This is a genomic window from Streptomyces sp. NPDC003300, from assembly GCF_040610915.1.
In the GTDB taxonomy this organism is placed as follows: domain Bacteria; phylum Actinomycetota; class Actinomycetes; order Streptomycetales; family Streptomycetaceae; genus Actinacidiphila.
This window is the reverse complement of sequence record NZ_JBEXNE010000052.1, coordinates 1-17945: the sequence shown is the minus strand read 5'-3', so window position 1 is coordinate 17945 and position 17945 is coordinate 1. Positions and strand designations below refer to the sequence as shown.

The 17945-nt window shown below is 70.7% G+C and carries 16 protein-coding genes; 9 read left to right on the top strand and 7 right to left on the bottom strand.

Annotated elements, in window-relative coordinates; translation table 11 throughout:
- From ABZX65_RS35975 to ABZX65_RS35960, 4 genes are all read left to right on the top strand, one after another.
- Window positions 1-184: integrase core domain-containing protein (locus ABZX65_RS35975; RefSeq protein WP_355350187.1), on the top strand; the 184-nt coding region annotated here is incomplete at its 5' end.
- Window positions 185-243: 59 nt separating this feature from the next.
- Window positions 244-630 carry a PPOX class F420-dependent oxidoreductase gene (locus tag ABZX65_RS35970; RefSeq protein ID WP_355350185.1) on the top strand — a complete coding sequence of 129 codons (387 nt, stop codon included), beginning with the start codon at window positions 244-246 and terminating at the stop codon, window positions 628-630.
- A 193-nt stretch (window positions 631-823) separates the two neighbouring features.
- The gene (locus tag ABZX65_RS35965) at window positions 824-1870 is read left to right on the top strand and encodes a LacI family DNA-binding transcriptional regulator (protein ID WP_355350182.1); all 1047 of its coding nucleotides are present in this window, start codon (window positions 824-826) and stop codon (window positions 1868-1870) included.
- Between the two features lie 236 nt (window positions 1871-2106).
- A complete protein-coding gene (locus ABZX65_RS35960; RefSeq protein WP_188282881.1) occupies window positions 2107-2244 on the top strand; it encodes a hypothetical protein in 138 nt (45 codons plus the stop codon).
- 37 nt (window positions 2245-2281) lie between these two features.
- Here the strand turns inward: ABZX65_RS35960 and rsgA are convergent, their stop codons facing one another.
- Window positions 2282-3430 (bottom strand): ribosome small subunit-dependent GTPase A, encoded by a 1149-nt coding sequence (gene rsgA, locus ABZX65_RS35955; RefSeq protein ID WP_355350178.1) that lies wholly within the window; start codon window positions 3428-3430, stop codon window positions 2282-2284.
- Between the two features lie 372 nt (window positions 3431-3802).
- On the opposite strand from rsgA, the gene ABZX65_RS35950 reads away from it, so the two are divergent.
- Window positions 3803-4744, top strand: a complete 942-nt coding sequence (locus tag ABZX65_RS35950; RefSeq protein WP_355350175.1) for an aldo/keto reductase — start codon at window positions 3803-3805, stop codon at window positions 4742-4744.
- Window positions 4745-4768: 24 nt separating this feature from the next.
- Here the strand turns inward: ABZX65_RS35950 and ABZX65_RS35945 are convergent, their stop codons facing one another.
- From ABZX65_RS35945 to ABZX65_RS35920, 6 genes are all read right to left on the bottom strand, one after another.
- Window positions 4769-5785 carry a LacI family DNA-binding transcriptional regulator gene (locus ABZX65_RS35945; protein WP_355350172.1) on the bottom strand — a complete coding sequence of 339 codons (1017 nt, stop codon included), beginning with the start codon at window positions 5783-5785 and terminating at the stop codon, window positions 4769-4771.
- A gap of 159 nt (window positions 5786-5944) precedes the next feature.
- On the bottom strand, window positions 5945-6265 hold the full coding sequence (locus ABZX65_RS35940; protein WP_355350169.1) for an L-rhamnose mutarotase: 321 nt from the start codon (window positions 6263-6265) through the stop codon (window positions 5945-5947).
- Window positions 6266-6346: 81 nt separating this feature from the next.
- Window positions 6347-7450, bottom strand: a complete 1104-nt coding sequence (gene rhaS / locus ABZX65_RS35935) for a rhamnose ABC transporter substrate-binding protein (protein ID WP_355350166.1) — start codon at window positions 7448-7450, stop codon at window positions 6347-6349.
- A gap of 80 nt (window positions 7451-7530) precedes the next feature.
- Window positions 7531-8694, bottom strand: coding sequence for an ABC transporter permease (locus ABZX65_RS35930; protein ID WP_355350163.1), 1164 nt, complete (start codon window positions 8692-8694; stop codon window positions 7531-7533).
- Window positions 8687-9742 (bottom strand): ABC transporter permease, encoded by a 1056-nt coding sequence (locus tag ABZX65_RS35925; RefSeq protein ID WP_355350160.1) that lies wholly within the window; start codon window positions 9740-9742, stop codon window positions 8687-8689. The genes ABZX65_RS35930 and ABZX65_RS35925 overlap by 8 nt, the downstream gene beginning before the upstream one ends.
- Window positions 9739-11259 (bottom strand): sugar ABC transporter ATP-binding protein, encoded by a 1521-nt coding sequence (locus tag ABZX65_RS35920; RefSeq protein WP_355350157.1) that lies wholly within the window; start codon window positions 11257-11259, stop codon window positions 9739-9741. Before ABZX65_RS35920 ends, ABZX65_RS35925 begins: the two co-directional genes overlap by 4 nt.
- Before the next feature lie 299 nt (window positions 11260-11558).
- Between ABZX65_RS35920 and rhaI the strand changes: the two genes are divergently transcribed.
- The 4 genes from rhaI (at window position 11559) to ABZX65_RS35900 (ending at window position 17863) form a co-directional block, all read left to right on the top strand.
- Window positions 11559-12725, top strand: coding sequence for an L-rhamnose isomerase (gene rhaI, locus ABZX65_RS35915; protein WP_355350154.1), 1167 nt, complete (start codon window positions 11559-11561; stop codon window positions 12723-12725).
- A gap of 278 nt (window positions 12726-13003) precedes the next feature.
- The gene (locus tag ABZX65_RS35910) at window positions 13004-15058 is read left to right on the top strand and encodes a bifunctional aldolase/short-chain dehydrogenase (RefSeq protein ID WP_355350151.1); all 2055 of its coding nucleotides are present in this window, start codon (window positions 13004-13006) and stop codon (window positions 15056-15058) included.
- A 416-nt stretch (window positions 15059-15474) separates the two neighbouring features.
- Entirely contained in the window at window positions 15475-16980 is a 1506-nt protein-coding gene (locus ABZX65_RS35905; protein WP_355350148.1) for a rhamnulokinase family protein, read from the top strand.
- 61 nt (window positions 16981-17041) lie between these two features.
- Window positions 17042-17863 carry a (Fe-S)-binding protein gene (locus tag ABZX65_RS35900; protein WP_355350145.1) on the top strand — a complete coding sequence of 274 codons (822 nt, stop codon included), beginning with the start codon at window positions 17042-17044 and terminating at the stop codon, window positions 17861-17863.
- The last annotated feature ends 82 nt before the right edge of the window (window positions 17864-17945 follow it).

The window sequence follows — 17945 nt, the reverse complement described above, 5'->3', positions numbered from 1 at the left end:
CGAACGCTTCAACCGCACCCTGCTCGACGAATGGGCCTACCAACAGCCCTACACCACCAACGACCAGCGGACCGCAGCCCTGGCAGACTTCCCCCACACCTACAACCACCACCGCACCCACACCGCACTCGGCGGCCAGCCACCCATCACCCGCGTCAACAACCCTCCAGGTCAATACACCTAGGTCCTGGATAGGTCAAAGGTCCAATGGCCCGGTGCGCTCACCCGTGTGAGGGTGAGGGCATGGCGATCAAGACACCCAGGACAGCGCTGACCGAGGCCGAGCTGCGCTATCTGCGCACGCAGCGCCTCGGGCGGCTGGCGACCGTGGACGCGCAGGGCCGTCCGCAGGCCAATCCGGTCGGCTACTTCCTTCGCCCGGACGGCACGGTCGACATCGGCGGCTACACGATGGGCGCCACGAAGAAGTGGCGCAATGTGGCGGCGAACCACTATGTGTCGCTGGTCGTGGACGACATCGCGGGCACCGACCCGTGGACGGTGCGCGGGGTCGAGATCCGCGGCACCGCCGAGCAGGTCGTGGGCCCGCACGACCTCGGCGCGCAGATGAGCGACGAGTTGATCCGGATCCACCCGTACTCGATCATCGGCTGGGGCCTGGAGGACTGACCCCGCGCGCCGGACCTCGCCGGGCGTCGCTCGCACCACCGTCGCCCGGCCCGCACAAGGCGCACACAAGGCACACCCGTCTCACCTGCCGAACCGACACGGAGAGCGCTCTCACGCCGCGCCGGGGGACCCGTTACGCTGTGCGCGTACCGGCCCCCGGTTTTCTGTTATTTCCGCGTGAAGGAGACGTCCCTTGTCCGACCCGAGCTTCGCGCCGCGTCCTACGCTGGAGGCCGTCGCCGCGCGGGCCGGGGTGTCGCGTGCCACCGCCTCGCGCGTGGTCAACGGCAGCGAAGGGGTACGGGCGCCGCTGGTGGAGCGGGTCCGCAAGGCCGTGGACGAGCTGGGGTATGTGCCCAATCAGGCGGCCCGCACGCTGGTGACGCGGCGCAATGACGCCATCGCGGTGGTGGTCGCCGAGCCGGAGACGCGGTTCTTCACCGACCCGTTCTTCGCGCAGCAGGTGCGCGGGATCAGCAAGGAACTCACCGCGCGGGACAACCAGTTGGTGCTGCTGCTGACCGAGGGGGCCGCGGATTACGAGCGGGTCGGCCGCTATCTGGCGGGCGGTCACGTCGACGGCGCGCTGATCTTCTCGCTGCACACCGACGACTCGCTGCCCGTGCTGGCCCGCAGGGCCGGAGTGCCCACGGTGATCGGCGGGCGGCCCGGCTGGACCGACTTCGACAGCGACCACGGCACGTTGTACGTGGACTGCGACAACCGGGGCGGCGCACGGGACGCGGTACGGCACCTGCTGAGGATCGGCCGCCGCCGGATCGCCCACATCGCGGGGCCACTTGACCAGACGGCGTCGGTGGACCGGCTGGACGGCTTCCGCGACGTGCTGCCGGAGACCGACCCCCGGATGATCGCCGAGGGCGACTTCACCCCGGAAGGCGGCGCCCGCGCCATGGCCGAACTCCTCCAGCGCTGCCCCGACCTGGACGCCGTCTTCGCCGCCTCCGACGTCATGGCCTCCGGCGCTCTGCGCGTCCTGCGCACCTCAGGACACCGCGTCCCCGACGACATCGCCGTCGTCGGCTTCGACGACATGGTCTCCGTCGCCGAATGGACCGACCCGCCCCTGACCACCGTCCGCCAGGACATCGAAGAAATGGGCCGCCTCATGGCCCGCCTCCTCCTGCGCGCGGTGGCGCCGCCGACGGGCCCGCAGAGCGTTCCCGCCCTGTCCTCCATCGTCACGCCGACGCACCTCGTGGTCCGCGCCTCCGCCTGAGCGCCGAATCCCGGCCCGAGCACCACGCTTCCCCCTGAGCGCCGCACCGCGCCCGTCCGAGGGCACTCGGCACCGCCCGACTCCGCCTGACATACCGTCACTTCATCGGATCGAACCCACGCGCGAACACCGGTCCCCCACCTGTGGGTTGGGAACGTCGGGCGAAGGGAAGGTCACGAACAGGTAGCGAAGGTGAGGGCACGGTGAAGGCCGTGCCGGAGGCGAGGAGGTCCGACATGGCATACAGCGTGATTCTCGGCGTCGTGATCGTCGTGCTCGTGGTCGCCTGTGTCGTCGGCTCGTTCTGGAGTGCGGGCAGCCCGATCGCGGTGCGGCGCCGCCACCAGCAGGGTCCTGGCGGCGGCGCCGGATAGGGTCCGCGCCCGTACGGTCGGCCGTACGGGACCGGGTTCAGGACCGGCGGCGGTGGCCGCCGCCCCCGCCGCGCTTGCGCTCGTACATCTCCCGGCCCGCCGCGGTCCGTTGCTTCCACTCGCGCCGCATCTCGGAGCGCAGTCGCTGGTCGGTGCGTGAGGCGATCCACGCGTTCTCGCGCAGCAGCTTGCGGTAACTCTCCAGACGGCGGTGCTGCAAGGTGCCGTCCTCCAGCGCGGCCAGGACGGCGCAGCCCGGCTCCGACTGGTGCGAGCAGTCCTGGAAGCGGCAGTCGCGGGCCAGTTGCTCGATCTCGGAGAACACCTGGTGGAGCCCGGACTCCGCGTCCCACAGGCCGACCCCGCGCAGCCCCGGCGTGTCGATCAGCACCCCGCCCTGCGGCATCGGCAGCAGGTCACGCGTGGTCGTGGTGTGCCGGCCCTTGCCGTCGGAGTCCCTGGTGGCCTGCACCTCCTGCGCTTCGCGCCCCAACAGGGCGTTGGTGAGCGTGGACTTGCCCGCGCCCGACTGGCCGAGCAGCACCGAGGTGCCGCCCGCCAGCAGCTCCGACAGCGCCTCGATCCCCTCCCCGGTCGTGGCGCTCACCACCAGGACCGGCACTCCGGGCGCCGCCGATTCGGCGTCCTCCAGCAGATAGGTGGTGTCCGGCACGAGGTCCGCCTTGGTCAGCGCGACCACCGGTTGCGCGCCGCTCTCCCAGGCCAGGGAGAGGAAGCGTTCGAGGCGCCCCAGATCGAGGTCGGCCGCCAGCGACACCGCGATCACCGCGTGGTCGATATTGGCCGCGAGCACCTGGCCCTCGGAGCGCTTGGACGACGCCGACCGTACGATCGCGGTCCTGCGCGGCAGCAGCGCCCGTACCGACGGGCCCTTCGGCTGCGCCGGGTCCGGGTCGAACGCCGCCCAGTCCCCGGTGCACGCCACGAGCATCGGATCCGGCGAGTGCACCGGATCGGTGTCGGCGCGGACCGTCAGCAGACCGTCCGCGCCGTCGGGGACGACGACGTCGCACATCCCCCGGTCGACCCGCACGATCCGCGCGGGCACCAGTCCGTCCGCCGCGTACGCCGAGAAGGCGTCGTCCAGCACCGAGTCCCAGCCGTACGGGACGAGTGAGGACCAGGAGGAGGACGACGACGAGAAGGAAGAAGACGAGAAAGACAAGGGAAACCCTTCCAACAGGGCCCCGGCACCGCGCGTCCGATCGGCGCGGCAGAAGAAGAGAGGTCAGCCGGAGACCACAGAGGTGAACTGAATGAACTTCCGCATCTGGGCAGCGCCCATCACCAAGGCAGTCATCGAGTCACACCTCCTGGCCGTACTCACGAGCCGACAGCGGCGAGCCACTTCCGCAGCTCCCGCTCCAACACCAGGGACCGTAGCCCCTCCCCCACCGCCTCCGCCACCGAATTAACGGCCGCCGCCGCGGGCGGGCAGAGAGCGCCGGAGCAAAGCGGAGGGATCTCCGGTAGTGGTACGGTCGAAGAAGCGGAGTGACCTCCGCTTGTTCTGGTGTCGCACGGGAACGGGATGCTCATGGCTTCCAGCGGGATGACCTCGGACGGGACGACGGCCGGCGGGGCGCGGCGGGCCGGAGGGGCGGGGGCGCTGGCCGGGCGGACGGTGTCGCGCGTCGGGTACGGGGCGATGCAACTGACCGAGCGGGCCGGGCGGGCCGCCGCGGTCGCCGTACTGCGGCGGGCGGTCGAACTCGGGGTGGACCACGTCGATACGGCGCAGTTCTACGGCGACGGCTTCGTCAACGGGGTGATCCGCGAGGCGGTCAGGTCCGAGGACGAGGTGCTGGTCGCCAGCAAGGTGGGAGCCGCACCGGATTCCGGCGGCCCGGTGCACCTGCGACTCGCGCAGAAGCCCGAGGAGTTGCGGGCGGCCGTGGAGGACAATCTCGCGAGCCTCGGCCTCGACCGGATCCCGCTGGTGAATCTGCGCCGCACCGATGTCGGGCCGGGCCTGCGGGCCGAGGGCGACCAGGTGGTCGAACTCGACGACCAGCTCGCGACGATGGTGGCGCTGCGCGACGAGGGCAAGATCGGCGCGATCGGGCTGAGCAGCGTGAGCCTGGACAATCTGCGCCGGGCGATCCCGGCGGGCATCGCGTGCGTGCAGAACGCGTACAGCCTCGTGGCGCGCGACGACGAGGACATGCTGGCCCTCTGCACCGCGCAGGACATCGCGTGGGTGCCGTACTTCCCGCTCGGCAGCGCCTTCCCCGGCCTGCCGAAGGTGACCGACGAACCGGCGGTGATCGCCGCGGCGCGGGCGCTGGGCGCCACGCCCTCCCAGGTCGGCCTGGCCTGGCTGCTGCACCACGCGCCGAACGTCCACCTCATCCCGGGCACGTCGAACACCGCCCACCTCGAAGCGAACGTGGCCGCGGGCGCGCTCACGCTCGACGCCGCGACCCTCGCCGCGCTGGACGCCGTCCCGACCCGGCCGAACGACGCCCCGCTCACGTAACGCGGGGCGCGCGGCCGGACTCCCTCAGCGCGCCCCGAGGCTGGAGCCGCGCACGACCAGCTCCGGCTGGAGGACGACCTGGCGGTGCTCGTGGCCCTCGGGGTCCGCCGTCTCCTCCAGCAGCATCTCGGCGGCGAGCCGCCCCATCGCGACGGCGGGCTGCCGGACCGAGGTCAGCGGTACGGCCGCGGCAGCGGCGAATTCGATGTCGTCGTAACCGACGATGGCCATCTCCTCGGGGACCGCGATCCTGGCGGCGAAGACCGCCTGGAGGACCCCGAGGGCCAGCAGGTCGTTGGCGCAGAAGACGGCGGTGGGCCGGGGCGCCAGGCCGAGCAGCCGGGCTCCGGCGTCGCGGCCCGCAGAGACGTCCAGCCGCTCGGCGGACACCTCGGTCAGCGACTCGGGCGGCAGTCCGGCCTCGGCCAGCGCGGCGAGCGCCCCGGCGCGGCGGTCGCGGACCTGCGGGAGTTCGGGCGGGCCGCCGACGTAGACGATCGAGCGGTGTCCCGCGGCGATCAGGTGCTGGGCGGCGAGGCGTCCGCCGACGACGTCGTCCACCGAGACCGAGCAGACGGCGACGTCGGCGGAGACCCGGTCGACCAGGACGTACGGAATGCCCTGGCTGCGCAGCGTCTTGAGGCTGTGTCCGGTCGCGTCGGCGGGGGTGACCAGCACGCCGCGCACCCGCTGCTCGGCGAAGAGCGACAGGTACTCGACCTCCTCGCTGGTGCTCTGCGCGCTGTTGCAGACCATGACGCCGAGTCCGGCGGCGCGGGCGGCGCGCTCGGCGCCGCTGGCCACGTCGACGAAGAAGGGGTTGCCCATGTCGAGGACGAGCAGCGCGACGATACGGCTTGCCCCGGCCCGCAGTTGGCGGGCGGACTCACTCCGTATGTAGCCGAGGCGGCTGATGACCGACTGCACCCGGGTCCTGGTCTCCTCGGACACCAGGTCCGGGCGGTTGATCACATTGGAGACGGTCCCGACCGAGACACCCGCCTGCCGTGCCACGTCCTTGATCCCAACCATGGGCTCCACTGCTCCGTCCCGCCCGCCGCAGGCAGGGCTCCTCGTAACGCTCATCCGGCGTCGGCGCGACGTGCTCGACGTTCACCCGGAATCAACGCATTGAACTTATTCAAGCACAGTGCGTGCTGGTTGATCCGGCACGAACTGAATCGTTCCAACCTCTCATGTTCACGGAAGGTGGGACACCTCGGTGAGCGGGACCATCGCCGCGTCGGGCGCGACGCCGTCCAACTCCTCGAAGAAGCCCGCCATTTCCGCCTGCCAGCGGGCGTTCACCTCCGTACCGTCCATGGCGGCGCGCGCCCGCTCGAAGTCCTCGGTCTCCAGATAGCCGACGAGCAGGCCGTCCTCGCGCAGGAACAGCGAGTAGTTGTGCCAGCCGGCGGCGGACAGCGCCTCACGCATCCGCGGCCAGACGTCCGCGTGCCTGGCACGGTACTCGTCCAGCCGTTCCTGACGGACCTTCAACACAAAGCAGACGCGCCGCACTTGAGGATTTCCTTCCGCACACCGCCGGCCCGGACCCACAGGGCCGGCGGTCCAACTGCCTTACTGGATGGTGCCGTCGGCTCAGAAGTTGAACTGGCCGATGTTCGCCTTGTCGAAGACGGTCGGCTTGCCGAGGACGATGACGCTGTCCTTGCCGACGGTGAAGGTGCCCATGTCGCCCGCGGTGAAGGTCTCGCCCTCGGCGCCGGTGATCTGGCCGGAGGCCAGCGCGACGGCGGTGTAGCCCGCGAGCGCGCCGAGCTTGGCCGGGTCCCACAGCTCAAAGGACTGCACGGTGCCGTTGTTGACGTACGCGCGCATGTCGTTGGGCGTGCCCAGGCCGGTGAGCTGGACCTTCCCCTTGTACTTGGAACCGCTCAGGTACTGCGCCGCGGCCTTGATGCCGACCGTGGTCGGGGAGATGATCCCCTTCAGGTTCGGGTACTGCTGGAGCAGGCCCTGGGTCTGCTGGAACGACGCCTGCGCGTCGTCGTTGCCGTAGGCGACCTTGACGAGCTGGATGTCCTTGTACTCCGGCTTCTTCAGCTCGTCCTTCATGAAGTCGATCCAGGTGTTCTGGTTGGTGGCCGTCTGGGCCGCCGACAGGATCGCGATCTGGCCCTTGTTGTTGATCTGCTTGGCCATCAACTGGACCTCGGTACGGCCCAGGTCCTCCGCGCTGGCCTGCGAGACGAACGCGTCACGGCAGTTGGTGTTGGTGTCCGAGTCGTACGTGACGACCTTGACGCCGTTCTTGCGGGCCTGGTTCAGCGCGGTGCACAGCGCGCCGGGGTCCTGCGCGGACACCGCGATGGCGCTGACCTGCTGCTGCGTCAGGGTGTTGACGTAGCTGACCTGGCCCGCGGTGTCGGTGCCGCTGCTGGTGCCGACCTCCTTGTACTTCTCGCCGAGCGCCTCGACGGCCTTCTTGCCGCCGTTGTCGGAGATGGTGAAGTACGGGTTGTTCACCTGCTTGGGCAGGTAGGCGATGGTCAGGCCCTTCTTGACGGGCGCGTTCGGGTCGGCGGAGGCCGACGCCTTCGTACCGGATCCGGCGGAGGCCGATTCCGAGTCCGAGCTGGACTTCTTGGTGGTGCCGCCACAGGCAGTGGCGCTGAGCGCGACGACGGCGACAACGGCGACCGCGGCCGCGGCGCGACGGGCGGGGGCGGTTCTGTACGACATGCGGGTGTCCTTTCGATGCCGCACTCGCGGCAGGTGACGACCAGGTGAGGGTGTTCGGACGACGTGCGTGGTGCGGGGGGTCAGGTGGCGGCCAGTGCGGCCGGTGGTGGCGCGTCGGCGGTTCTGCGCCGGGCTCGCGCCCTGCCCACCTGCCGGGCCACCCGCGGTGCCAGTACCGAGATCACCAGCAGGACTCCGGTGATCAGGATCTGGGACTGCGCGGAGACGTTGATCAGACTCATCACGTTCTGGAGCGCGCCGAGCAGGAACACTCCGGCGATCGCGCCGCCCAGCGTGCCCTTGCCGCCGTCGAAGTCGATGCCGCCGAGCAGCACACCGGCGATGACGGACAGTTCGAGGCCGGTGGCGTTGTCGTAGCGGGCGCTGGCGTAGTGCAGGGCCCAGAAGACGCCGGTGAGCGCGGAGATCGTGCCGGTGGCGACGAACATCGACAGCTTCAGCCGCTTGGTGCGGATGCCCGCGAAGCGCGCGGCCTCCTGCGAGGCGCCGACCGCGAACAGCGAGCGGCCGACCGGGGTGGCGTGCAGGACGACGACCGCGATGACCAGCAGGACGGCCCACGGGATGGCGGCCTGCGGGATGAAGGTGCCGCCGATCCGCGCGGAGCCGAAGTCCAGGTACTGCTGCGGGAAGTCGGTCACCGAGTTGGAGCCGAGCACGATCTGCGCGATGCCGCGGTAGGCGGCCAGGGTGCCGATGGTGACGGCCAGCGAGGGCAGTCCGAGCCGGGTCACCAGCAGGCCGTTGACCAGGCCGCAGACCACGCCGAGCAGGATGCACAGCGGGATGATCATCTCGATGGCCATGCCGTCGTTCCACAGCTTGCCCATGACGGCGCCGGACAGGCCCGCGGTGGAGCCGACCGACAGGTCGATCTCTCCGGAGATCACCAGCATCGTCATCGGCAGCGCGATGAGCGCGATCGGCAGGGTGTTGCCGATCAGGAACGACAGATTCAGCGCGTTGCCGAAGTTGTCGACCAGGGAGAAGGAGCAGAGCAGCAGGACGACGAGCAGGGCTCCGACGACGGTGTCCCAGCGGAACGCGTCCCGCGCCCAACCGGTCGCCGTACGGCCCGCGGTGGCGGGCTTCGCGCTCGCGGACGGCTTCGTACCGGTGGACGGGTTCGTACCGGCGGACGGCTTCGTACCGGCGGGCGGGTTCGTACCGGCGGACGGCTTCGCGGCCTTCGCCGGACCGGTGGATTTCGTTGGCTCAGGCATGAGTTGTCGCACTCCTTGTCTGTGCGGCCCGCTTACGGAGCACCGCCGCGACCCGCAGCGCGACCACCCGGTCGACGGCGATGGCCAGCAGCAGGAGGACGCCGTCGATGGCCTGCACCCATACGGAGCTGACGCCGATCGAGGGGAGCACGCTGTTGATCGAGGTCAGCAGCAGGGCGCCGAGCGCGGCGCCGTACAGGCTGCCGGAGCCGCCGGTGAAGGCGACGCCGCCGACCACCACGGCGCTGACGACGGTGAGTTCGTAGCCGCTGCCGGTGCCGGAGTCGACATTGCCGAAGCGGGCGAGGTAGAGAGCGCCCGCCAGGCCCGCGAGGGCGCCGCAGACGATGTAGGCGGTGAGGATGCGCTTGCGGACCGGCACACCGGCCAGCCGCGCGGCCTCCGGGCTCGAACCGAGCGCGTACAGGTCGCGTCCGCTGCGGTAACTGCGCAGGTAGTACGCGGCGATGATCAGCACGACCGCGGTGAGCAGCGCGAGATACGGGACGGCGCCGAGGCCGTCGTGCCCGAAGCTGCCGAAGCCCGACGGGAGGTCGGCGGCGGTGATCTGCTTGGAGCCGAACCAGATCGAGTCCAGGCCGCGGATGATGTAGAGCGTGCCGAGGGTGACGACCAGCGCGGGCACCTGGCCGAGGCTGACCAACAGGCCGTTGACGATGCCGAATCCGGCGCCTAGGGCGACCGCGATCAGGATGGCGACCAGCGGATTGCCGCCGCCGCGCAGGAACTCGCCCGCGGCGAAGGCGGTGATGCCCAGCGTGGAGCCGACCGACAGGTCGACGTTCCGGGTGATCACCACCATGGCCTGACCGACCGCGACGAGCACCAGGATGGTCGCGTTGAGCAGCAGGTCCTTGATGCCCTGCTGGGACAGGAAGGCGCTGTTGTCGAGCTGGGTGGCCAGCAGCATCAGCACCAGGACGACGAGGATGGCCAGTTCCCTGACCTTCAGCACCCGGTCGAGGAGGCCGCCGGTGGAGGCGGTGTCCGGCGGCGCGGCCGACGCCGGTTTGGCGGTCATGGTCATGCCGCGTTCCTTCCGCGGCCGGTGGCCGCTGCCATGACGGATTCCTCGGTGGCGTCCGCGCGCGGGATGTCGGCGGCCAGCCGGCCCTCGTGCATCACCAGGACACGGTCGGCCATGCCGAGGATCTCCGGGAGGTCGGAGGAGATCATCAGGACGGCGAGGCCGTCGGCGGCGAGCTGTGAGAGCAGCCGGTGCACCTCGGCCTTGGTGCCGACGTCGATGCCGCGGGTGGGCTCGTCGACGATCAGCACCCGGGGGTCGGTGGCCAGCCACTTGGCCAGCACCACCTTCTGCTGGTTGCCGCCGGACAGCGTGCCGACGACATCGGCGAGGCGGGCGTACTTCACCTGGAGGCGCATGGCCCAGTCGACGGCGCGGCTGCGCTCGGCGCCGCGGTCCATCAGGCCCGCGCGGGTGGTGGCCTTGAAGCCGGTGAGGTTGATGTTGCGCTCGATGGACATCTCCATGACCAGGCCCTGTTCGCGGCGGTCCTCGGGTACGAGGGCCAGGCCCGCGGCCATGGCGAGGCTGGGGGCGCCGGACTTCAGCGGGCGGCCGTCGACCTCGACCTCGCCCGCGTCCCAGCGGTCCACGCCGAAGACGGCGCGGGCCACCTCGCTGCGCCCGGCGCCGACGAGTCCGGCCAGGCCGACGATCTCGCCGCGCCTGACGTCGAAGGACACGTCGGTGAAGACGCCTTCACGGGTCAGCCTGCGCACGCTCAGCGCGACGTCGCCGACCTTGGCGTCCTGCTTGGGGTAGAGCTCGTCCAGGTCACGGCCGACCATCCGGCGGACCAGGTCGTCCTCGGTGAGGCCGTCGACCGGCTCGCTGGCGATCCAGGCGCCGTCCCGCAGGGTGGTGACCTGCTGGCACAGCGCGAAGACCTCTTCCAGCCGGTGCGAGATGAACAGGACGGCGGCGCCGTCCTCGCGCAGCGCCCTGACGACGCCGAAGAGCCGGGCGACCTCGCTGCCGGTGAGGGCGGCGGTGGGCTCGTCCATGATCAGCACGCGGGCGTCGAAGGAGAGCGCCTTGGCGATCTCGACGAGCTGCTGGTCGGCGATGGACAGGCCGCGGGCGGGCTGGTCGGGGTCGAGGTCGACGCCGAGCCGCTTGAAGAGTTGCTCGGTGGCCTTGTGCACGGCCTTGTGGTCGACCCGGCCGAGCGAGCGGCGCGGCTGGCGGCCGACGAAGATGTTCTCGGCGATGGAGAGGTCGGGGAAGAGCGTGGGCTCCTGGTAGATGACGGCCACACCGGCGTCGCGCGCGTCGGCCGGGCCGTGGAAGACCACCGGCGCGCCGTCGAGCAGTACCGTTCCGGTGTCCGGTCGGTGCACCCCGGCCAGTGCCTTGATCAAGGTCGATTTGCCGGCGCCGTTCTCCCCCGCGAGGGCGTGCGCCTCACCCGCGTACAGCCGCAGTGAGACGTCGCGCAGTGCCCGTACCGCGCCGAAGGACTTGCTCACCCCCTCCAGCGCGAGGACCGGAGTCCGTTCCGGTTCGGGGTCGGTCATTGATGTCTCCTGGATCTCCCGGTCTTGCGCCGCGGGGTGAAATGTTTCAATGGAGTTGCCGGGACGTTAGCCCCGCTTGATCAGGCCGTCAAGAGTCCGTGGAAGCCATTTCGGGAGATCAACCCCCGACGGACGGCCAATCGCGGCTGGAAAGAGACCCTCTAGCAGCGCGTCCGGCTCATGTGACACGATTCAATAACGGCGACCGGCCCGCCATCGGGTTCTCGTCATGACCATTGACATGGCGCAGTGTCGCCTTTAAGGTGAGCCGTCAAATGAAACGATTCACAGAGGTTGCCATGACAGACCTGTCGGCCGTGAAGGCGGCGCTGAAGTCCCAGCGGATCGAGACCCCTTCGTGGGCCTACGGCAACTCGGGCACCCGTTTCAAGGTGTTCAGGCAGGAGGGCGTGCCGCGTAACCCGTACGAAAAGCTGGACGACGCGGCCCAGGTGCACGCGGCCACCGGCGTCGCGCCCATCGTCTCCCTGCACATCCCCTGGGACCTGGTGGACGACTACGCGGCGCTCGGCGCGTACGCGAAGGAGCGCGGCCTGACCCTGGGCGCGATCAACTCCAACGTCTTCCAGGACGACGACTACAAGCTCGGCTCGGTCACCAACGCCGACCCCGCGATCCGCCGCAAGGCCGTCAGCTATCTGCTGGAGTGCGTCGACATCATGGACGCCACCGGCTCGCGCGACCTGAAGCTGTGGTTCTCCGACGGCACCAACTACCCGGGCCAGGACGACATCGTCGCCCGCCAGGACCGGCTCGCCGAGGCGCTGTCCCAGGTGTACGACCGGCTCGGCGACGACCAGCGGATGCTGCTGGAGTACAAGCTCTTCGAGCCCGCCTTCTACACCACGGACGTCCCCGACTGGGGCACCTCCTACGCGCACTGCCTCAAGCTGGGCGACAAGGCGCAGGTCGTCGTGGACACCGGCCACCACGCGCCGGGCACCAACATCGAGTTCATCGTCGCGTTCCTGCTGCGTGAGAAGAAGCTCGGCGGCTTCGACTTCAACTCCCGCTTCTACGCCGACGACGACCTCATGGTCGGCTCCGCCGACCCCTTCCAGCTCTTCCGGATCATGCACGAGGTCGCCAAGAACGGCGGCCTGAAGCAGGAGACCGGCGTCGCCTTCATGCTCGACCAGTGCCACAACATCGAGGCGAAGATCCCCGCGATCATCCGCTCGGTGATGAACGTCCAGGAGGCCACCGCCAAGGCACTGCTGGTCGACCTCGACGCTCTCGGCGCCGCCCAGCGCGCCGGTGACGTACTGGAGGCCAACGCCGTACTGATGGACGCCTACAACACCGACGTCCGGCCGCTGCTCGCCGAGGTGCGCACCGAACTGGGTCTCGACCCCGACCCGACGGCCGCCTACCGCGGCTCCGGCTGGGCCACCCGCATCACCTCGGAACGCGTCGGCGGCGAACAGGCCGGCTGGGGCGCGTGATTTTTTAAGGCTCGGTTCACCGCGCCAGTTTTTTTCAAGGCTCGGTTCACCTCCGCTGCGCTTAGTCGCTGTCGACGGTCGATCGTGCTCGGTTGCTCGTTCCTCACAACCTGCGCGCGTTCTCCCTTTCAACAGCGACCGCTCCGCTTCGGTTCACTCGCCGGCCCTCCTGACGGCGAGCCCACGCGGCCGACCGGCTTCGCGACGCGCAGTGGAGCCTCCGAGCCGGTCGAGCTCGTCGCACCCGCACCCGTACTCATTCCTCCGAAGGACACCGCATGGCTTCCGCCTCCAGTTCCGACGACAGCACGGTCGGGGCGCTGCTCGGCCGTTCGAACCGGCTCGGATCCGATCCGCGCAACACCAATTACGCGGGCGGCAACACGTCCGCCAAGGGCACCGCGCCCGACCCGGTGACCGGGGCCGACACCGAGCTGATGTGGGTCAAGGGGTCCGGTGGCGACCTCGGTACGCTCACCGGCTCCGGTCTCGCGGTGCTGCGCCTGGACCGGCTGCGCGCCCTCACCGAGGTCTACCCGGGGGTGGAGCGCGAGGACGAGATGGTCGCCGCCTTCGACTACTGCCTGCACGGCAAGGGCGGCGCGGCCCCGTCGATCGACACCGCGATGCACGGGCTGGTGGACGCGGCGCACGTGGACCACCTGCACCCGGACTCCGGTATCGCGCTGGCGTGCGCGGCCGACGGCGAGGCGCTGACCAAGGAGTGCTTCGGCGACACCGTGGTGTGGGTGCCCTGGCGCCGCCCCGGCTTCCAGCTCGGGCTGGACATCGCGGCGGTCAAGGAGGCCCACCCGGAGGCGATCGGCTGTGTGCTGGGCGGGCACGGCGTCACCGCCTGGGGCGCCACCTCGCAGGAGTGCGAACGCAATTCGCTGCACATCATCCGCACCGCGGAGACCTTCCTCCAGGAGCGCGGCAAGGCCGACCCGTTCGGCGCGGTGCTCGACGGGTACGAGCCGCTGCCGGAGTCCGAGCGGCGCGTACGGGCCGCCGCGCTGGCACCGCTGCTGCGCTCGATCGCCTCCCAGGACCGGCCGCAGGTCGGCCACTTCACCGACTCCCCCGAGGTGCTGGACTTCCTGTCGCGCGCCGAGCACCCGCGGCTGGCCGCGCTGGGCACGTCCTGCCCGGACCACTTCCTGCGCACCAAGGTCCGCCCGCTGGTCCTCGACCTGCCCGCGGGCACGGCCCTCGACGAGGCCGAGGCCCGGCTGCGCACGCTGCACGAGGAGTACCGCGCCGAGTACGCCGCCTACTACGAGCGGCACGCGTCACCCGACTCCCCCGCCATGCGCGGCGCCGACCCGGCGATCGTCCTCGTGCCGGGCGTCGGCATGTTCAGCTACGGCAAGGACAAGCAGACCGCGCGCGTCGCGGGCGAGTTCTACGTCAACGCCATCAACGTGATGCGCGGCGCGGAGGCCGTCTCCTCGTACAAGCCGATCGAGGAGTCGGAGAAGTTCCGTATCGAGTACTGGGAGCTGGAGGAGGCCAAGCTGCGGCGGATGCCGAAGCCGAAGCCGCTGGCCACCCGGATCGCGCTCGTCACCGGTGCCGGGTCCGGCATCGGCAAGGCCATCGCCCAGCGGCTGGTCGCCGAGGGCGCCTGCGTGGTGGTCGCGGACCTCGACGCGGGCAACGCCGCCGCCGTGGCCGAGGAGCTGGGCGGTCCCGACAAGGCCGTCGCGGTCACCGTGGACGTCACCTCCGAGGAGCAGATCGAGGCGGCCTTCGCCGACGCGCTGCTCGCCTTCGGCGGGGTCGACCTCGTCGTCAACAACGCGGGGATCTCGATCTCCAAGCCGCTCCTGGAGACCACCGCCAAGGACTGGGACCTCCAGCACGACATCATGGCCCGCGGCTCCTTCCTCGTCTCCCGCGCCGCCGCGCGCGTCATGATCGAGCAGAAGCTGGGCGGCGACATCGTCTACATCGCCTCCAAGAACGCGGTCTTCGCCGGGCCCAACAACATCGCCTATTCGGCCGTCAAGGCCGACCAGGCCCACCAAGTGCGGCTCCTCGCCGCCGAGTTGGGTGAGTACGGGGTACGTGTCAACGGCATCAACCCCGACGGGGTCGTCCGTGGTTCCGGCATCTTCGCCGGCGGCTGGGGGGCCAAGCGGGCGGCCGTCTACGGCGTCGAGGAGGCCAAGCTCGGGGAGTTCTACGCGCAGCGGACGCTCTTGAAGCGGGAAGTTCTTCCCGAGCACGTCGCCAATGCCGTCTTCGCCCTCACCGGCGGGGAGCTGACCCACACGACCGGGCTTCACATCCCCGTCGACGCGGGCGTCGCAGCCGCCTTCCTCCGCTAGGGCGTGTCACCCTGCGCAGGGCCGGCGTTCAAGGGCGCGGCCCTAGGCGTTCGCCCTGCGCAGGACGTGCCCCGTCAGGGCCACCGGGGGCACCTTCCGGCCGAAGGCTGGGGGAGGAACTGCGCGGCCCGCCCCCACCGGCCGGTGGTCGGGACACCACCGAATTGCCCCTCTGGGGCCGGTGGTGACCTGCGGGAGCGCTTCGGCTGAGCGCGCGGTTCCTCCCCCAGCCTGCGGCCGGGAGGTGCCCCCAGCGCCCCTAAAAGATCGGCGCAACGCCCAAGCGCAAGGACACCGCACACGGGCCGCGCCCCGAAATGATCGGCCTAACGCCTCGCGTAGGAGAGCCGTTCCGGGGCGCGGGGCGGGAAGAATGAAGGACCGCACTCCGCAGGAGTGACCGTATAAGGAGAGGCATGATCGGCGAACCCCCAGGCGCAAGCCCAGCCGCAGGCGTGTTCGCGGCGGCGGACCTCGGCGCGACGAGCGGCCGCGTCGTCGTGGGCCGGGTGGGCGGCGGGGAACTGGCCCTCACGGAAGTGAACAGGTTCGCGAATGTGCCGGTGCGGCTGCCGAGCGGGCTGCACTGGGACCTGCCGGGCCTGTTCACCGGCGTTCTGGACGGACTGCGCGAGGCGGCGAGGTCGGGCGCCGCGGTGGCGTCCGTCGGCGTGGACACGTGGGCGGTGGACTACGGCCTGCTGGACGCGGACGGCGCGCTGCTGGGGATCCCGTACCACTACCGGGACAGCCGTACGGCGCAGGTGGCGCCGCGGGTGCGGGACGAGGTCGGCGCGCAGGAGCTGTACGCGGCCAACGGCCTCCAGCACCTGCCGTTCAACACGGTGTTCCAGCTCGCGGCGGCGCGGGACACGGTCCAACTGGCCGCCGCGCGGACGCTGTTGCTGATCCCCGACCTGGTGACGCACTGGCTGACCGGCAGTGTCGGTGCGGAGGTCACCAACGCCTCGACGACGGGCCTGCTGGACGCCCGTACGGGCGAGTGGTCGCGGGACCTCGCCGACCGGATCGGCCTGGACCCGGCGTTGCTGCCGCCGCTGCGGCAACCGGGCGACAGCGCAGGGGAGTTGCTGCCGCACATCGTGGCGGCGACGGGTTTGGCGGCGGGGACGCGGGTCACCACGGTGGGCTCGCACGACACGGCCTCTGCGGTGGCGGCGGTACCGGCCACCGCGCCGGGTTCCGCGTACATCTCCTGCGGCACCTGGTCGCTGGCCGGGCTCGAACTGGACGCGCCGGTGCTCAGCGCGGCGTCGCGGGCCGCGAATTTCACCAATGAGCGCGGGATCGACGGCACGTTCCGCTATCTCAGGAACATCATGGGGATGTGGCTGCTGGAGGAGTGCCGTCGGGTCTGGGCCGCGCGCGGCGAGCCGTCCGAGCTGGCGTCGCTGCTCGCGGACGCGGGCCGCGCGGAGCCGTTCGGCGCGGTGATCGACCCGGACGCGCCGGAGTTCCTGGCACCGGCCGACATGCCCGCGGCCATCGCGGACTACTGCGTGCGTACGGGGCAGCGCCCGCCGGAGAGCCGGGGCGCGCTGGTCCGCTGCGTGCTGGAGAGCCTGGCGCTCGCGCACCGCAGGGTGCTGCGCAAGGCCGCCGAACTCGCCGACCGGGAGATCACCCACATCCATCTGGTCGGCGGCGGCAGCCGCAACGAACTGCTGTGCCGCCTCACCGCGGACGCGTCCGGGCTGCCGGTGATCGCCGGGCCCACCGAGGCGACCGCGCTCGGCAACATCCTCGTCCAGGCCCGCGCCCACGGCCTCGTCGGCGATCTGGCCCGGATGCGGCAACTGGTCGCCGACACGCAGGAGTTGCGCCGGTACGAGCCGCGCGGTGACCTGCGCGCCTGGGACGCGGCGGACGCCCGTATCTCCGGTGCCCTCGCCGCCCCCTGACCGTCCGTCACCCGCCCAACCGCCGTCCGTCATCCGCCCGCACGACCCCGAGGGAGCCGCGATGCGTGCCGCCCTGTTTCTCACCTGCGTGAACGACACGCTCTATCCACGGACCGGCCAGGCCGTCGTCGCGCTGCTGACGCGGCTCGGCGTCGAGGTGGACTTCCCGATGGGGCAGACGTGTTGCGGCCAGGCGCACTACAACACCGGTTACCGGCACGAGGCGGAGCCTTTGGCGCGCCGCCAGGCGCGGGTCTTCGCCGGATACGACTACGTGGTCACGCCGTCCGGCTCCTGCGCGGCGATGGTGCGGGACATCTACCCGCGCCTCGGCGAACGGGCCCGGGAGGAGGGCCGCGGCGACGAGTTGAGCGAGGCGCTGGCCGACGTGGTGCCCAGGACGTACGAGTTGACGGAGTTCCTGGTGGACGTGCTGGGGGTGACGGACGTGGGCGCGTACTTCCCGCACACAGTGACGTACCACCCCACCTGTCACGGGCTGCGGATGCTGGGGCTCGGTGAGCGGCCCCGGCGGCTGTTGGAGGCTGTGAAGGGGCTTGAGCTGCGGGAGTTGGAGGGTGCGGAGGAGTGCTGCGGCTTCGGCGGCACCTTCGCCGTGAAGAATCCCGATGTCTCGGCCGCGATGGCCGCGGACAAGGTGCGGCACGCGGAGGAGACCGGCGCCGACGTGCTGTGCGCGGCCGACAACTCCTGCCTGATGCACCTGGACGGCACGATGTCCCGGCAGCGCACCGCCATCCGCCCGGTGCACATCGCGGAGATCCTGGCCAGTACGCGGGAGCACCCGCTGACGGTCCCGACCGCCGGGGTTCCGGTCCATGTCGCCACGGGCGGCGCGCGCAATGGAGGAGTGGTCCGATGAGTGGTACGTATCTGGGTCTGCCGTCGTTCCCGAAGGCCGCCGCCTCGTCCACGAAGGACACCCAGCTCCGCGCGAACCTCAC

Coding starts and splice junctions, on each gene's coding strand:
- ABZX65_RS35970 (WP_355350185.1), top strand. CDS start 244: ATGGCGATCAAGACACCCAGGACAGCGCTGACCGAGGCCGAGCTGCGC.
- ABZX65_RS35960 (WP_188282881.1), top strand. CDS start 2,107: ATGGCATACAGCGTGATTCTCGGCGTCGTGATCGTCGTGCTCGTGGTC.
- ABZX65_RS35950 (WP_355350175.1), top strand. CDS start 3,803: ATGGCTTCCAGCGGGATGACCTCGGACGGGACGACGGCCGGCGGGGCG.
- rhaS (WP_355350166.1), bottom strand. CDS start 7,450: ATGTCGTACAGAACCGCCCCCGCCCGTCGCGCCGCGGCCGCGGTCGCC.
- ABZX65_RS35930 (WP_355350163.1), bottom strand. CDS start 8,694: ATGCCTGAGCCAACGAAATCCACCGGTCCGGCGAAGGCCGCGAAGCCG.
- ABZX65_RS35925 (WP_355350160.1), bottom strand. CDS start 9,742: ATGACCATGACCGCCAAACCGGCGTCGGCCGCGCCGCCGGACACCGCC.
- ABZX65_RS35920 (WP_355350157.1), bottom strand. CDS start 11,259: ATGACCGACCCCGAACCGGAACGGACTCCGGTCCTCGCGCTGGAGGGG.
- rhaI (WP_355350154.1), top strand. CDS start 11,559: ATGACAGACCTGTCGGCCGTGAAGGCGGCGCTGAAGTCCCAGCGGATC.
- ABZX65_RS35910 (WP_355350151.1), top strand. CDS start 13,004: ATGGCTTCCGCCTCCAGTTCCGACGACAGCACGGTCGGGGCGCTGCTC.
- ABZX65_RS35905 (WP_355350148.1), top strand. CDS start 15,475: ATGATCGGCGAACCCCCAGGCGCAAGCCCAGCCGCAGGCGTGTTCGCG.
- ABZX65_RS35900 (WP_355350145.1), top strand. CDS start 17,042: ATGCGTGCCGCCCTGTTTCTCACCTGCGTGAACGACACGCTCTATCCA.